Annotated in this window: 13 protein-coding genes; 8 read left to right on the plus strand and 5 right to left on the minus strand. The window is 70.9% G+C overall.

The window, feature by feature from the left end; all coding sequences use genetic code 11:
- Nucleotides 1-2 precede the first annotated feature (2 nt).
- Genes FXO23_RS36860 through FXO23_RS36880 form a run of 5 tightly spaced genes read right to left on the minus strand, consistent with a single transcriptional unit; the run spans nt 3 to nt 5,636 of the window.
- Nucleotides 3-869: a branched-chain amino acid ABC transporter permease gene (locus tag FXO23_RS36860; protein WP_158891001.1), complete on the minus strand. Its 867-nt coding sequence runs from the start codon at nt 867-869 to the stop codon at nt 3-5.
- A gap of 10 nt (nt 870-879) precedes the next feature.
- On the minus strand, nt 880-2,034 hold the full coding sequence (locus FXO23_RS36865; protein WP_158891003.1) for an ABC transporter substrate-binding protein: 1,155 nt from the start codon (nt 2,032-2,034) through the stop codon (nt 880-882).
- A gap of 10 nt (nt 2,035-2,044) precedes the next feature.
- Entirely contained in the window at nt 2,045-3,808 is a 1,764-nt protein-coding gene (locus FXO23_RS36870; protein ID WP_158891005.1) for a branched-chain amino acid ABC transporter ATP-binding protein/permease, read from the minus strand.
- Nucleotides 3,805-4,515, minus strand: coding sequence for an ABC transporter ATP-binding protein (locus FXO23_RS36875; protein ID WP_158891007.1), 711 nt, complete (start codon nt 4,513-4,515; stop codon nt 3,805-3,807). The genes FXO23_RS36870 and FXO23_RS36875 overlap by 4 nt, the downstream gene beginning before the upstream one ends.
- A gap of 5 nt (nt 4,516-4,520) precedes the next feature.
- Nucleotides 4,521-5,636 carry a class II histone deacetylase gene (locus tag FXO23_RS36880; RefSeq protein ID WP_158891009.1) on the minus strand — a complete coding sequence of 372 codons (1,116 nt, stop codon included), beginning with the start codon at nt 5,634-5,636 and terminating at the stop codon, nt 4,521-4,523.
- 219 nt (nt 5,637-5,855) lie between these two features.
- Here FXO23_RS36880 and FXO23_RS36885 point away from each other — a divergent pair, with 219 nt between their 5' ends.
- The 8 genes from FXO23_RS36885 to FXO23_RS36920 all read left to right on the plus strand — a co-directional run.
- Nucleotides 5,856-7,310: an aldehyde dehydrogenase family protein gene (locus tag FXO23_RS36885; RefSeq protein ID WP_158891011.1), complete on the plus strand. Its 1,455-nt coding sequence runs from the start codon at nt 5,856-5,858 to the stop codon at nt 7,308-7,310.
- Entirely contained in the window at nt 7,307-9,238 is a 1,932-nt protein-coding gene (locus FXO23_RS36890) for a primary-amine oxidase (protein WP_158891013.1), read from the plus strand. Before FXO23_RS36885 ends, FXO23_RS36890 begins: the two co-directional genes overlap by 4 nt.
- Nucleotides 9,238-10,026 carry a MoaF C-terminal domain-containing protein gene (locus tag FXO23_RS36895; protein ID WP_158891015.1) on the plus strand — a complete coding sequence of 263 codons (789 nt, stop codon included), beginning with the start codon at nt 9,238-9,240 and terminating at the stop codon, nt 10,024-10,026. Before FXO23_RS36890 ends, FXO23_RS36895 begins: the two co-directional genes overlap by 1 nt.
- Complete coding sequence (locus tag FXO23_RS36900; RefSeq protein ID WP_158891017.1) at nt 10,023-11,396, plus strand: fumarylacetoacetate hydrolase family protein; 1,374 nt, start codon at nt 10,023-10,025, stop codon at nt 11,394-11,396. The genes FXO23_RS36895 and FXO23_RS36900 overlap by 4 nt, the downstream gene beginning before the upstream one ends.
- A gap of 16 nt (nt 11,397-11,412) precedes the next feature.
- Complete coding sequence (locus tag FXO23_RS36905) at nt 11,413-12,909, plus strand: GMC family oxidoreductase (protein ID WP_158891019.1); 1,497 nt, start codon at nt 11,413-11,415, stop codon at nt 12,907-12,909.
- A complete protein-coding gene (locus tag FXO23_RS36910; protein ID WP_158891021.1) occupies nt 12,906-13,901 on the plus strand; it encodes an AraC-like ligand-binding domain-containing protein in 996 nt (331 codons plus the stop codon). Before FXO23_RS36905 ends, FXO23_RS36910 begins: the two co-directional genes overlap by 4 nt.
- A 372-nt stretch (nt 13,902-14,273) precedes the next feature.
- Nucleotides 14,274-14,474: a transposase domain-containing protein gene (locus tag FXO23_RS36915; RefSeq protein WP_425484941.1), complete on the plus strand. Its 201-nt coding sequence runs from the start codon at nt 14,274-14,276 to the stop codon at nt 14,472-14,474.
- Between the two features lie 266 nt (nt 14,475-14,740).
- A partial coding sequence (locus FXO23_RS36920) for a DUF222 domain-containing protein (RefSeq protein ID WP_158891023.1) occupies nt 14,741-15,156 on the plus strand: 416 nt, incomplete at its 3' end.

A 15,156-nucleotide genomic window follows, 5' to 3' on the forward strand; every position in this document is an offset into this window, starting at 1 on the left:
GCTCAGGCCAGTTCGTCCCAGCGGTCCCGGCGGCGGCTCCACACCAGCACGATCAGGATCGCCAGGAAGGGCAGGACACCGCGGTACTCCTGGATCTGGGCCCAGGTGCTCGCCACGCTCTGCAGGATGCCGAGCACCATCCCGCCCAGCAGGGTCAACGGGAAACTGCGGAACCCGCCGACCAGGGCGGCCGCCAGCGCCGGCGTGATCAGCAGGGCCTGGGACCCGAAATCGCTGGCGAACTGACCCGCGATGATCATGATCGCCAGGGCGCTCGCCGCGCCGGTCGTCGCCCAGACCACCATGGACAGCCGGGGCACCGGGATGCCGATGAGTTCGGCGGTGGTCGGGCGTTCGGCCAGCGCCCGCAGCAGCAGTCCGGCGCGGGTGCGCCGCAGCAGCACCACCGGCAGGACCGCGAACAGCACCGCGAGCAGCGTGGTGATCACCGCCATCCAGGTGACCACCACCCCGCCGAGGGTGAACGCGGGCGTGTCGAAGGGCGTCGGGAACCGGTGCGGGTGCTGGGCGCCGAACAGCCGCAACCCGAGCGCGATGAACGAGGTGTACACCGCGACCGTGACCGCCGCCTTGATCCCCTCGCTCGCCTCGGCGAACCAGCGCACCATGACCAGGCCGACGAGCGCGTGCACGGCGGCCCCGGCGACCAGCCCGGCGAGCACCGCGAGGAACAGCGGCAGGCCGCGCTCGTAGAGCAGGACCATGGTGAACGCGCCGAACGCGCCCACCGCCGCCTGGGCGAAGTTGACCACCGCGACCAGCCGGTGGGTAAGCAGGATCGACAGGCCCATCAGCGCGTACGCGCCCCCGGTGACCAGTCCCGCGATCGCCGCGGACAGGGTGAGCACGAACGGCCTCCTAGGTTTGCGGGAGCGTGAGGAAGTCGGGCGTGGCGACGGTCCACTGGCCGTTCTCCAGCTTGACGATCTTGGACGCCTGGTTCGGCGAATGCGCGTCCGCGCCGCCGAACACGAACGGGGTGCCGAGCATGGGATCGGCGATCGGCGCCATGTCGTGCAGCGCCTTGTTCACCGAGTCCTTGGTGATCTCGCCCTGGATGCCCTGCAACACGTTCACCATGAACTTCGCGGCGAGGTAGCCGCCCTGCGAGAACGCGGTCGCCGGCGCGCCCGCGCGCTGGACCGTCTCCCGCCATTCCTTGTTCGCCGCGCTGTCCGCGGTGTAGGGCTCGAACTCGCTGCCCGCGTAGATCTTCAGGCCCAGCCCGCCGACCGCCCTGGCCACACTGTCCGTATAGGACGGTGCCAGCAGCAGGAAGTTGACGTCGGTCATGCCCTGCGTCTTCGCCGCCTGCAGCCACGGCACCACGAGCTGCTCGGTCGGGTTGAACAGCACCGCGTCGCACCCCGCCTGCTTGGCGCGCAACAGGTACGGGGTCAGATCGCCGCTCTGCTGCACGGTCAGATCGTTGACCACGAGCTGCTGACCGGTCAGCGCCGACCACCGGCCCAGCGCCTGCCGCACCGCCTCCTCGCTGCCCGGCAGCACCACGGTGAAGTTGCACACCCGCTTCGCGCCCAGTGCCTCCGAGGCGTACTTCAGCACCGCGGTCATCAGCGTGAACGGGCCGACGTTGACCGGCGCGATGTTCGGGCTGCCGAAGCACTTCGGGCTCGCGCCCACGGCCATCACGGAACTGATCGACTGCTGCTTGTAGAAGCCGCCGTTGACGTCGCAGTCGGTGAAACTGGCCGAACCGGCCATCGCCACCACGTCCGCGTCGAGCAGTTCCCGGGCCACCTGCGCGGTCCGCTGCGGGTTGCCCGCGTCGTCCTTGACGACGTACTCGATCTTCTTCCCGTTGATCCCGCCCCGGTTGTTGACATCGGTGAACACCTGGGTCGCGGTCTGGACCACGTCCGTGGTGACGAAGTTCCCGGTGAGCCCGGCCACCGCCCCGATCTTGATCGTGTCACCGCCGCCGGAATCGCAGGCGGTCAGCCCGGCGGCCAGCACGACGGCGGACGCGAGCAGGCGAGTTCTTCCTCGCATCGCAGTTCTCCTATCCGGATTGGGCCTTCGTGGCGGGCTCGCCGCCGATGTAGGCCGCGATCACCGCCGGTTCGCGCAGCACCTTCTCCGGCGGCCCCTGGGCGATCACCCGGCCGAAGTCGAGGACCACGACCTCGTCGCAGACCGCGCGGACGAGTTCGATGTCGTGCTCGATCAGCAGCACCGCGGTGTCGGACCGTTCGGGGATCTCGGCCAGCCGGGACGCGAGCAGGCGGGTCTCCCCGCTGGAATGCCCGGCCGCCGGTTCGTCCAGCAGCAGCACCGGTGGCTGCCCGGCCGCGAGCCCGGCCACCTCCAGCAGCCGCCGGGTCGCCACGTCGACCGACTCCATCGGCACGTCCGCGCCCGGGCAGGCGAACCAGGCCAGCTGCTCGTCGATCTCCGCCCGGGACAGGCGCCGCCCGGCGGCCACCTGGAGGAACATGCCGACGGTCAGCGCGTCCGGCACGCGCAGCTGCTGGAAACTGCGCCGGACCCCGGCCCGGGCCCGGCGGTGCGCCGCGAGGCCGTCCACCCGGTTCCCGTTGAGCAGCACCGAACCGCCGTACTCGCCGACGAATCCGGTGACCGCGTTGACCAGGGTCGACTTGCCCGCGCCGTTCGGCCCGACCAGCCCGACCGTCGCCCGGGCGGGCACGGTGAGCGTGACCCCGTCCACCGCGACCAGATTGCCGAACCGCACGCGCAGGTCCTGGATCTCGAGCACCGGTTCGCTGTCCTGAACGGACTCCCGCGCGGGTGGCCATGCGGTGGGCAGCGAGCGGGGCGCGGCCAGGATCTCCTGGTCCTCCTCGGCTCGCCGCCTCGCCTTGGCCGCCTTCTTCCCGCGGCGGCGGGCGCGCAGTTCGTCGGTCTGGCTCATCCCGTGGCGCAGCACCAGGATCGCGGCGACCCCGAAGAACATCGCGGACAGGTCCTGCGGGATGCCGATCTTGTCGAGCAGCACCGGGAAGACCGCGCCGAGCAGGCCGCCCGCGATCGCGCCCTCGGCGTTGTGCGTGCCGGTGAACAGCGCGATCGCGAAGAACGCGACCGAGGTGGCCGAGGTGAAGTTCGTCGCGGACACCACACCGAGCTGCCCGGCCATCAGCCCGCCGCCGATTCCGGCGAGGAAGGCGCTGAGCGCGAACGCGGCGAGCTTGCCGCGCACCACGCTGATCCCGTGTGCCGCCGCCGCGCGCTCGGAGTGGCGGATCTCCACCCAGGCGCCGCCGATCCGGCTGCGGTCGAGTTTCCACAATCCGGCGAACAGCAGCGCCACCACCAGCGCGGTGAACACGAAGTACTCGCTGTCGCCGGTGAATCCGGCCGGCCGGGTGACGAACTGGAACTCGTCCTGGCCCGGGAAGTTGATCGCGCCGAACACCACGTCCAGCGAGGTGGCGAAGGCGAAGGTGGCCACGGCCAGGCTCATCCCGCGCAGCCGCAGCGCCGGAATGCCGATCGCGACCCCGGCGACCACCGCGGCCAGGCCGCCGAGCAGCAACCACACTCCGAATCCACCGGGCAGGTCCGCGACATTGGCCCAGCCGACCGTCCACGCGCCGATCGCGGCGAAGGACAGCTGGCACAGCGAGATCACCCCGGCCCGGCCGGTGATCACCCCGTAGCTCTGCATGATCACCACGGACACCGCGGCACCGGTGAGCAGGAAGGTCAGGTACGACGAGGCCGCGAAGTAGACCGCGAGCACGACGGCCGCGCCGATCAGCAGCGCCAGCACCAGCGGGCGGGCCTGACCGAGCCGCCTCACGCCGGGCTCCGGACCGCGTCGCCGAGATACAGCTCGCACAGCAGTTCCTCGTCGTCGAGCAGTTCCTCGCGCTCGCCGTCGAACACGATCCGCCCCTTGGTCAGCACGTAGGCGCGGTCGGCGACGGACAGCGCGAGCGACGCGAACTGCTCGACCAGCAGCACCCCGACCCCGGAGCCGGCGAGCGCGTCGACCGCGCGGGCCAGCCGTTCGACCACGATCGGCGCGAGCCCGAGCGACATCTCGTCGATGAGCAGCACCTTCGGCTTGCCGACCAGCGCGCGGCCGAGCACCAGCATCTGCTGCTCGCCGCCGGAGAGCAGCCCGGCGGCGACCTTGCGCTGCTTGCGCAGTTCGGGGAACAGTTCGAACGCCTCGTCCACCGCACCGCCGTCCCGGCACGCGGCGCGCAGGTTGTCCTCAGTGGACAGTTCGCGGAACACCGTGCGGTTCTGCTCGACGTGGGCCAGCCCGGCCCGCGCCCGGCGCCACGGCCGGATCCCTTCGACCCGGCGGCCGCCCAGCCGGATCTGGCCCGAAGCCACCCGGATCGCGCCGGAAATCCCTTCCAGCAGCGTGGTTTTCCCGGCCCCGTTCGCGCCGAGCAGGACGGTGACCGCGCCCGCTTCCACGGCCACGCTCGCCTCCCGGACGATCGGCAGGCCACCGCGTTCGATCGTGACGGCATCCACTTCGAGCACGGTCACCCGGCTCACCTGGTCTCGATGTCGGCCAGGGCCTGCGCGGCGCGGTCGATCGCCTCGCGCTGGGCGGGTTGCAGCTCCTGCCCCGCCATCGCGGCGACCAGCGGCAGGAACGGATCGTCCACGGTTTTCGCGCCGCACAGGGTTTCCAGCACGGCGAGCCCGCAGAACGGGACGAACGCCGGGTTGTAGCCGCCCTCGTGCGCGAGCACCACCCGCCCGTCGCAGACCTCGGCCGCGGCCTGCAGGGTCAGCGCGGTCAGTTCGCGGAAGCCGTCCGAGGTGACCATCTGGCGGCCCAGCGGGTCCATGGCCCCGGCGTCGAACCCGCACGCCACCAGGATCAGTTCGGGGCGGAATCGGCGGATCGCCGGAAGGCACACGGTTTCCATCGCGTACCGGTAGCCGCCGTCCCCGGTACCCGGCGGCAGCGGCACGTTCAACGCGTACCCGAGGCCCGGTCCGGCGCCGCGTTCGTCCAGGCCACCGGAATCCACCGGGAACACGTTGTCCTGGTGGATCGAGATGGTCAGCACGTCCGGATCGGAGTAGAAGACCGCCTGCGTGCCGTTGCCGTGGTGGACGTCCCAGTCGAGCACCGCGACCCGGCGGACGCCGAGCACCTTCTGCGCGTGCCGGACGGCGATCGCGACGTTGTTGAACAGGCAGAACCCCATGCCGTTGGCGGGCAGCGCGTGGTGCCCGGGCGGGCGGACCAGCGCGTAGGCGTTGTCCACCCGGCCGTCGCAGACCGCCTCGACCGCGGCCAGCACCGCCCCCGCGGCCAGCGCGGCGATCTCGAAGCCCCCGCTGCCGAACGGGGATATCCCGTCCCCCGCGTCCCCGCCGGACGGGCGCTCGCTCTCCGCCCGGATCCGGGCCACGTGCTCGCGGTGGTGCACCCGGCGGATCTCCTCCTGGGTCGCGGGCCGGGCCGGGATCCGGACCAGTTCGTCGATCAGCCCGGACACCACCACCAGTTCGTGGATCCGGCGCTTGGTGTCCGCGTTCTCGAAATGCCGGAGCGGCTGCACCCCGCGCCGAGGATCGGGCGGGAACAGCCCCGCCTGGTTGCCGGGATCGTGCCAGCCGAACAACTCGTGGTAGAGGTAACCAGTCGTCATGCACACCTCCGTTGGCGATGACGACAAAGCATTCGCCGGAAGGCCCCACTGACCGGTCCGTGAAAATACCGAAATCGGTAATCAGTTCGCCGCGAAGCCGGGTCCCGGAGAGTCAACAGTCGTACCGTCACACGCAAGACCGGGCAGCACCGCGCCGCACATACTCGGTCGCGTTCCGCGGCTCACGCCGCCGTTCCACCGGTGCACAAAGGAGCGCACATGGCCCCCTCGCTCTACATCGACGGCGACTGGGTGAAGCCGGAAAGCGGCGCCACGTTCCCCACCTTCGACCCGGCCACCGAGGAGCAGATCGCCGAGGTGTCGGTGGCGGGCGCCCCCGAGGTCGACGCCGCGGTCGCGGCCGCCCGGCGGGCCGTGCGAGCGCCCGAATGGACTCGGCTGGCCCCGGCGGCGCGGGCCGGGCTGCTGTTCCGGCTCGCCGCGCTGATCGACGAGCACGCCGAGGAACTCGCCGCCCTGGAGACCCGCGATCAGGGCCAGCCGCTGGGCATCTCGCGCGAGGTCAGCGTCGCCGGTGCCGCCGAGCACTTCCGCTACTACGCGGGCTGGGTGACCAAACTGGAGGGTGCGGTCACGCCGATCGGTTACCCGGACACCCTGCACTACACCCGCCGCGAACCGGTCGGGGTCTGCGCGCTGATCACCCCGTGGAACTTCCCGCTGATGATCGCCGCCTGGAAGCTCGCCCCGGCGCTGGCCACCGGGAACGCGGTCATCCTCAAGCCCGCCGAGCAGACCCCGCTCACCGCGATCCGGCTGATCGAACTCGCCGAACGGGCCGGGTTCCCGGCGGGCGTGGTCAACCTGCTGACCGGGGACGGGGTGGTCGGCCAGGCGCTGGTCGACCACCCCGGTGTCGACAAGGTCTCGTTCACCGGGTCCACCGAGGTGGGCCGGAAGATCGTGGCCGGGAGCGCGGGCAACCTCAAACGCGTGACCCTGGAACTGGGCGGCAAGGCGCCGAGCATCATCGCGGCCGACGCGGATCTGGACGCGGCGGTGGCCGGGAACCTGGCCGGATCGCTGCTCAACAGCGGCCAGGTGTGCGCCGCGTATTCCCGGTTCTACGTCGACCGCGCCCGGGCGGACGAGTTCGTGACCAAACTGGCCGAGGGCGGGCGGAACCTGCGCGTCGGGCCCGGCGCCGACGAGCGGACGCAGGTCGGCCCGCTGGTCTCCGCCGCACATCTGTCCAAAGTGGAGCAGATGGTGACGGTGGGGAAGGTCGAGGGCGCCGAACTGGTCACCGGCGGGGAACGGGCGGCGAACCCGGGGTACTTCTTCCAGCCGACGGTGTTCGCCGGCGTCACCGACGCGATGACCATCGCCCGGCAGGAGATCTTCGGTCCGGTGCTGCCGGTGCTCACCTACGACGGCGACGACGAACTGCACGCCCTCATCGACCGGGCCAACGACACCGAATACGGCCTGGCGGCCGCGGTGTGGACCCGCGAACTCGCCACCGCGCACCGGCTCGCCGCCGAGTTGCGCGCGGGTGCGGTGTTCGTGAACATGCCGCCGATCCCGGACGCGGCCGCGCCGTGGGGCGGGTTCAAGGCCAGCGGCTGGGGACGCGAAATGGGCCGGTACGCACTCGACGCCTACACCGAAACCAAGGGAGTCTGGATCCACCACGGTGGAGGTGGCGTGTGAGTGTCGAAGAACTACCCGCTCAGCTCGGGCATCCGCTCGAACCGCTGACCGCGGCGGAGATCGACCGGGTGCGGACCGTACTGGCCGAATCAGGCCGAACCACGGACACGACGCGGTACGCCTCGGTGCTGCCGCTCGACCCCTCACGGGCCGAACTGCGCACGTACCGCGAGGGCGACCCGTTCTCCCGCCGCGCCGAGGCGGTGCTGGTGGACATCGCGACCGGCGCGGTCACCGAGGCCGTGGTCGATCCGCACGCCGGGGAACTGCTGTCCTGGCGGGACCTGGACGTCACGCGGCCGCCCTACGGCCAGCCCGCGGTCCTGTTCGAGGAGTACGAACGCAGTGCCGCGCTGGTCAAGGCCGATCCGCGCTGGCAGCGGGCGATGGCGCGGCGCGGGGTCGCCGATCCGTCGCTCGCGTTCGTCGCCCCGCTCGCGCCCGGATTCTTCGACGATCCGGACGAACGCGGGAAGCGGCTCCTGCGCGCCCTGACCTTCGTCCGCACGCACGACGGCGACAGCCCGTGGGCGCATCCGGTGGAGGGCCTGCTCGCGACCGTCGATCTGATCGCGGGCGAGGTGATCCGGTTCGACGACGTGGGCGACACCCCGATCCCGGCCGAGCCCGGCAACTACGACGCCGCCGCGGTCGGGCCCGCCCGGACCAGCCTGAAACCGCTGGCGATCAGCCAGCCCGAGGGCCCGAGCTTCCGGATCTCCGGGAACCAGGTGACCTGGGAGAACTGGCGGTTCCGGATCGGGTTCAACGCCCGCGAGGGCCTCACCCTGCACCAGATCGGCTTCACCGAAAGCGGGGTCGAACGCCCGGTGCTGCACCGCGCGTCGATCCCCGAGATGGTCGTGCCCTACGGCGACCCGTCGCCGTGGCGGCGCTGGATCAGCTACTTCGACGCCGGTGAGTACCTGCTCGGCAGGAACGCCAACGCGCTGCGGCTGGGGTGCGACTGCCTCGGCGAGATCCACTACTTCGACGCGGTGGTGGCCGACGACACCGGGCACCCGGTGCGGATCCCGCGGGCCGTGTGCCTGCACGAGGAGGACGACGGGATCCTCTGGAAGCACACCGATCTGGCCGGGCGCCCCGAGGTCCGCCGGGCGCGTCGGCTGGTCGTCTCGTTCTTCACCACGGTCGGCAACTACGACTACGGCTTCTACTGGTACTTCGGCCTGGACGGGACGATCGAACTGGAGGCCAAGGCGACCGGGATCGTGTTCTGCGGGGGCGCGGAACCCGGTACGGATTCGCCGTACGCCAGCGAAATCGCGCCCGGGTTGCTCGCGCCGGTGCACCAGCACCTGTTCTGCGCGCGGCTGGACCTCGCGGTCGCCGGGGACCGCAACAGCGTCGAGGAGATCGACGTGGTCGGCGTCGAGACCGGGCCGGACAACCCGTACGGCAACGCGTTCACCACGCGCACCACCCCGCTCGACCGCGAATCGCGGGCGGCCCGGGTGGCCGATCCCGCGCGCAACCGGGTCTGGCGGATCTTCAACCCGGACAGCCGCAACCGGCTGGGCAGGCCGCGCGGTTACGTGCTCGTCCCGCGTCCGGGGCCGACCCTGCTGGCGCAGCCGGGTTCGAGCGTGCACGCGCGGGCCGCGTTCGCCACCCGGCACGTCTGGGTGACCCGGTACGCCGAGGACGAGCGGTACCCGGCGGGGAACCGGCCCAACCAGCACGCGGGCGGGGCCGGGCTGCCGGCCTGGACGGCCGCCGACCGGGACCTCACCGGCACCGAACTCGTGCTGTGGCACGTCTTCGGGCCGACCCATGTGCCGCGGCCCGAGGACTGGCCGGTGATGCCGGTGGACCGGTCCGGGTTCGCGCTGCGCCCCACCGGGTTCTGCGACCGGAACCCGGCCCTCGATCTGCCTGCGAACGCGCACTGCGAAAGGGAGACCTGATGACGTCGCTCGAGGACACCGAGAACTGGCTTCCGCTGGACGGTCTCGAACCGGGTTTCGACGCGAACCGGGCCCCGCTCAGCCGGGCGCTGGCCGGACGCGAGTTCGAGCTGGTGCTCGACGCGGGCGTCCGCATCCGGCACGGGTTCACCGAGGACCGGACGACCTGGGAGCTGGACACCGACGCCCTCGGCGCGCGGCGCGGGGAGGATGCCTACCAGGCGTTCGAGGTCGACGACGAGCTGTTCTACGTGCAGTTCCAGCACGAGCACGACCCGCGCGAAGCCGTGTCGCTCATCCTCGACCTCCGGCACGGCCGGACGCTTTCGGTGCTCAGCCGGATCGGCCCGCGCGATCAGCGGCCGACCGTGGTGACCCAGGAGTTCCACCCGGGCGTCATCGACGGCATCGAGCCGACCGGCGCCCCGCCCGAGCCCACCACGGATCTCCTCGGCCGCCGCGTGCTCTGGTCCTACAGCCGGGCGCACCACTACGAGCACGTGTACCTCACCGAGCAGTGGTACACGTTCGTCTGCCATTCCGGCCCGGAACGCGGCCTCGCCGACACCGACGCGTGCGCCTACTACCGCCTCCGCCCGGGCATCTACCTGTTCGCGTGGCGGGAAAAGGTCGTGCCGTGCGCGGCGGTGACCGTCGCCGACCACCGGCTCTTCCGCTCCCACGGCGCCTTGTTCGGGCTCAGCGGGGACGGGCAGGACACGACCCATTTCACCTTCGGCGCCCACGGCCGGTTGCTGAGCCAGACCATCCTCCCGGAGCTGCCGTGATCGACCCGGTGTCCGCTCAGCTCGGCCTGCGGCCGGGCAAGGTCATCGCGGTCCACTCCGCCGAATGCGGCTCGTACTTCCTCAAGGCCAGTTCCACGCTCGCCGCGGACAGCGGTGTGGTCACCCGGCCGGACGGGCCCGAACCGCTCACCTTCGAAGGCGAGATCGCCCTGGTGATCGGCGAGCGCGGCCGGCGCGTGGCCCCGGCGTGGTCGCTGGTCGGCTGGGTGACCGCGGCCAACGACCTCAGCCTGTGCGATCCGCGCTACGCCGACCGGGGTTCGAACCTGCGCGCGACCGGTGGCGACGGCTTCACCCCGATCGGGCCGAACTTCCTGCCCGCCGGCGAACTCGACCCGGCCGCGCTGCGCGTGCGCGCCTGGGTCAACGGCGAGCTCGTGCAGTCCGACACCACCGGCTGTCTGCCGTTCTCGTTCGCCGAACTGGTCGCCGACCTGTCCCGCTTGTCCACATTGGAGCCCGGGGACGTGATTCTCACCGGCACCCCTGCCGGGGCCTCGGTGGTCGAACCGGGGGACGTGGTCGAGGTCGAGGTGGACAGCATCGACCCCGCCCGCCCCAGGCGCACCGGGCGGCTGCGGACCAGGATCGTCGGCGGCCCGCCGCTGGACGGCCCACCGCCTGGCGACGACCCCGCTCCCCGCACTCCCGAGTCCACTGTGGACTATCTGGCGGACCGGCTGACCGGGGTCGCGGTGGCCAAGTTGTCCGCCCAGCTGCGCAAGCAGGGCCTCAACCACGTGTCGATCGACGGCGTCCGCCCGGCCCGTCCGGGAGCCAAGTTCGCCGGACGCGCCCGCACGCTGCGGTGCGTTCCGCTGCGGGAAGACCTGTTCGCCGAACGCGGCGGCGGGTTCACCGCGCGGGAACGGGCGATCGAATCGATGGAGCCGGGCGAGGTGCTGGTGCTGGAGGCCCGCGGGGAGCACGGCAGCGGCGCGCTGGACGACATCCTCGCGCTGCGGGCGCAGGCGCGCGGGGCCGCGGCGATCGTCACCGACGGCGGCCTGCGCGATTCCGCGGTGGTCGCGGGGCTGGGCATCCCGGTGTTCCACGGCGGCGCCCATCCGGCCGTGCTGGGCCGCAGGCACGTGCCGTGGGACACCGATGTCGCGATCGGATGCGGCGGGACCACCGTGCGCCCCGGCGATCTCGTGGTCGGCGACGACGACGGGGTGGTGGTGATCCCGCCGAAGCTGGCCGAGCAGGTGCTCGCCGCCGCGATCGAGCAGGAACGCCAGGAGGCGTTCATCGCCGAACAGGTCCGGGCGGGCCACGGGATCGAGGGGCTGTACCCGCTGAGCGGCGCCTGGCTGGAGTCCTATCTGGACTGGGTGCGGCGCGCCTGATCCTTGGAGGTCGCAAGTGGACGGACACGCGGACTATGTGGTGGTGGGCGCCGGATCGGCGGGCTCGGTCGTGGCTCGGCGGCTGGTCGACGCCGGGGCGAGCGTGCTGCTGCTCGAGGCCGGCGGCCCGGCGGTCAATCCGGCGATCGACGATCCGGCGCGCATGCACGAGCTGTGGCACGCCGCCGAGGACTGGGACTACTTCACCGTCCCCCAGCGGTACGCCCGCGGGCGGCGCCTGCACCTGCCCCGGGGCCGGGTGGTCGGCGGTTCGCACGCCCTGAACGCGACCATCTACGTCCGCGGCAATCCGGCCGACTACGACCACTGGGCCGCGCTCGGCAACCCCGGCTGGGCCTGGCGGGACGTGCGGCCGTTGTTCGAGCGGATCGAACGCGGACCGCTGCCCGTGCACACCGGGTTCGAACCCGATCCGGTGCAGTCGGCGATCCTGGAAGCCGCCCAGCAGTGCGGGATTCCGCTCAACGAGAACTACAACTCCGGGGTCCAGGACGGGGTCAGCACGCTCGCGTTCACCCTCGACGGCGGGCGCCGGGTGACCACGGCGTCGGCCTACCTCGCCCCGGTCCTCGGCCACCCGGAGTTCACCCTGCTCGCGGGCGCGCAGGTGCGGCGGCTGCTGGTCGAAGGCGACCGGGCCCGCGGGGTGGAGTTCGTCCGGGCGGGCCGGGTCGCACGGGCGACCGCCGGCGCGGAGGTGGTGGTGTGCGCGGGAGCGCTCGGTTCACCCCTGCTGCTGCAGCGCTCCGGGATCGGCCCGGCCGAATGGCTGCGCCTGGCCGGGGTCGAGGTGCTCGCCGACCTGCCCGGGGTGGGCCGCAACCTGCAGGACCACTGGCTGGTGCCGGTGATCTTCTCCGCGGAACGGGAGATCACGCACCGCCCGGGACTGCCGCACTGCCAGACGCAGTTCTTCGCCCGCAGCCGCCCCGGACTGCCCGTACCGGACCTGCAGCCGCTGCATTTCAGCGTGCCGCTGTACGAATCGTGGATGTCCGGGCCGCCGAACGGGTTCTCGCTGATGGCCGGGCTGATCCGCCCGGAGAGCGCGGGCGAGGTGCGGATCAGCGGCCCGGAACCCGGCGACCAGCCGCGGATCGACCCGAGCGTGCTGTCCGCGGCCGCCGATCTGACCGCGTTGCGGACCGCCGTGGAGCTGTGCCGGGAGATCGGCCGCGCGCCCGCCCTGCGCGACTGGGCCGCGGCCGAGCGCTACCCGGGGCCCGCCGATCTCGAAGAATACGTCCGGCGGACCGTGCTGACCTACCACCACCAGGCGGGGACGTGCCGGATGGGCGCGGTCGTCGATGCCGAGTTGCGCGTGCACGGGATCGCGGGGCTGCGGATCGCCGACGCCTCGATCATGCCGACCGTGACCACCGGCAACACGAACGCCCCGGCGATCGTCATCGCCGAGAAGGCCGCGGAGCTGCTCGGCGGCGGAAAAGTTGCCACAATGCGGCAGGACGACGTTGTCCAGGAGGTGCCATGACGGTTCTCGTCAACACCAGTGACGTTCCGGCGAAGGAGCGCACCGAGCTGTGGCGCGCGGCGGCATCGGAGGCGTATGTGCCCCTGGAGATGAGCCTGGACGACGCCGACGCGTTCCGCGGGCGGATCCTCGGGCAGGTGTTCGGTGAGCTGCGCATCGGCGAGGTGACCGCGGACGCGCACCAGGCCCACCGCCCCGGCCGGCTCGCCGGGCGCGACGACCTCCTGCCGCACTACAAGCTGAGCATGCCGGTGCGGGGTTACGTGCTGGTCCAGCAGGACGGCCGGGAGGCGTCGCTGACCCCGGGCGACCTGGCCATCTACGACACGTCCCGGCCCTACACCGTGGTGTTCGAGGAAACCTGCCAGATGCTGACGCTGATGTTCCCGCGGCGGAACCTGCACCTGCCCGCCGAACGCCTGGCGCGGATCACCGCGAGCCGGGTTTCCGGACGGCACAGCGTGGGCGCCCTGCTGTCCCCGCTGCTGTTCAACCTGGTGTCCAGAATGGACGAAATCGACGCGGCGCAGTCGCTGCGGCTGGCCGACAACGTGGTCGACCTGGTCGCGACCGTGTTCGCCGGGGAACTCGGCGAGGATCCCGCGAAGACCCCGGTCGGCCACCGCGCGCTCATCCTGCGCGCGAAGGCGTTCATCGAGGCGCACCTCGACGACGCCGATCTGACGCCGGGCACCATCGCGGCGGCGATGCACATCTCGACCGGGTACCTGCACAAGCTGTTCCGCCGCGAGAACACCACGGTCTCCCGGTGGATCCGGGAACGCCGGCTGGAACACTGCCGCCGCGACCTGCGCGACCCCGGGCAGTCGGAACTCGCGGTGAGCAGCGTCGCCGCGCACTGGGGCTTCATCGACGCGGCGCATTTCAGCCGGCTCTTCAAGGCCGCCTACGGGCTGCCGCCCCGGGAATACCGCCTGGTCAGCGAGGGCGGCACCGACCTCCGCCTATCCGTGTCCGACCCCACCTCCTGACCCAGCGCGCCGCGCTCGCGAGTTGCACGTTCGGGCACGCGAGTTGCACGTTCAGGCACGCGAGTTGCACGTTCAGGCACGCGAGTTGCACGTTCAGGTAAGCGAATTGCACGTTCAGGGCGGTGAGTTGCACGTTCGGGGTGGGGTGCCGTTTCTTGGAGTTGGGTTGGGTTTCAGGCACGCCTTCGGCGCGCCGTGGGAAACTGTCGCTCCTCGGGTCGGTTCGCGTCGTTGGTCACCAGCGACAGTTCCCCACGGAATGGGCATGTTTGGTCGCGCTGGCAGCCGTGCCCAATGCCGCTAAGTTAGGCGGTTTGATCTTCGGTGTGGCGGTGTCATAGCCTGCGAAGGGAAAATGGGTAGGTTTGTCGCGTGGCTGGTGGCGATTCAGGAAAGCAACTGGCGGGTATTCCGTCGAGTGTTCGGTTGACGGGCCGACCGGTGCGACGGACGCGGTTGTTGCCGGCGCATCTGATGGTTTGGTTCTGTCAGGCGATGTGCTTGTTCGTCGACGATGACTACGAGGAGGTGATGCGGAAGCTGGTTGGTGCGCTGCAGAGCATGGACTCGTGATCGGATTCCGGACATGTGCCGCTCACCCGGCGATCACCGATAGCCGAATATGACACGAAAGGCGCGTTAAGATACCGCAACAATAACTACACAGTCAGAAAATGCCCTCGCGGCCGCGTCACCCACGACGCGCCACCCACCATCCGCCTCCGCACCCCACAGTCACAAAACCAAGATCAACAGCTTAAGTTAGCGGTATCGCAGCCATGCCCGATTCACTCATTCGAGAAAGATGTTGATCTTCCGTTGTCGATAAAATGGGAGGCGTGGAGCCAAATACCAGACTTGCGGACCTGAAAGACATTATCCAGTCGGAGGGGGAGGTGATCGCGCGGGCGCAGGCTCGGCAGTTGAGAGCCATTGCGGAACTGGACAACCTGCAAGGAAGATCCCGGGGTGTGCCCGTCGAAGTGGCTTGGATGTTGAAGCTGACGGAGCATAAGGCGGCGAGGAAGGTGGTGCTTGCGCGGACGCTCACCACGCGGCTGCCCGGGACCTTGAAGGCCATGGAGGGTGGGGTGATCGACGAGGAGAAAGCCGCCAAGATCGCCGAACCCACGGCCTATTTGAGCGATGAGAAGGCTCGTGAGGTTGATGCGATCGTGGCGACCCGGTTGCAGGGGAAGAATCCGTCCTCGCTGCGGAAGATGGTGAACTACTGGATCGCCAAAGTCGACAAGGC

This window comes from Amycolatopsis anabasis (assembly GCF_009765355.1).
GTDB lineage: Bacteria > Actinomycetota > Actinomycetes > Mycobacteriales > Pseudonocardiaceae > Amycolatopsis > Amycolatopsis anabasis.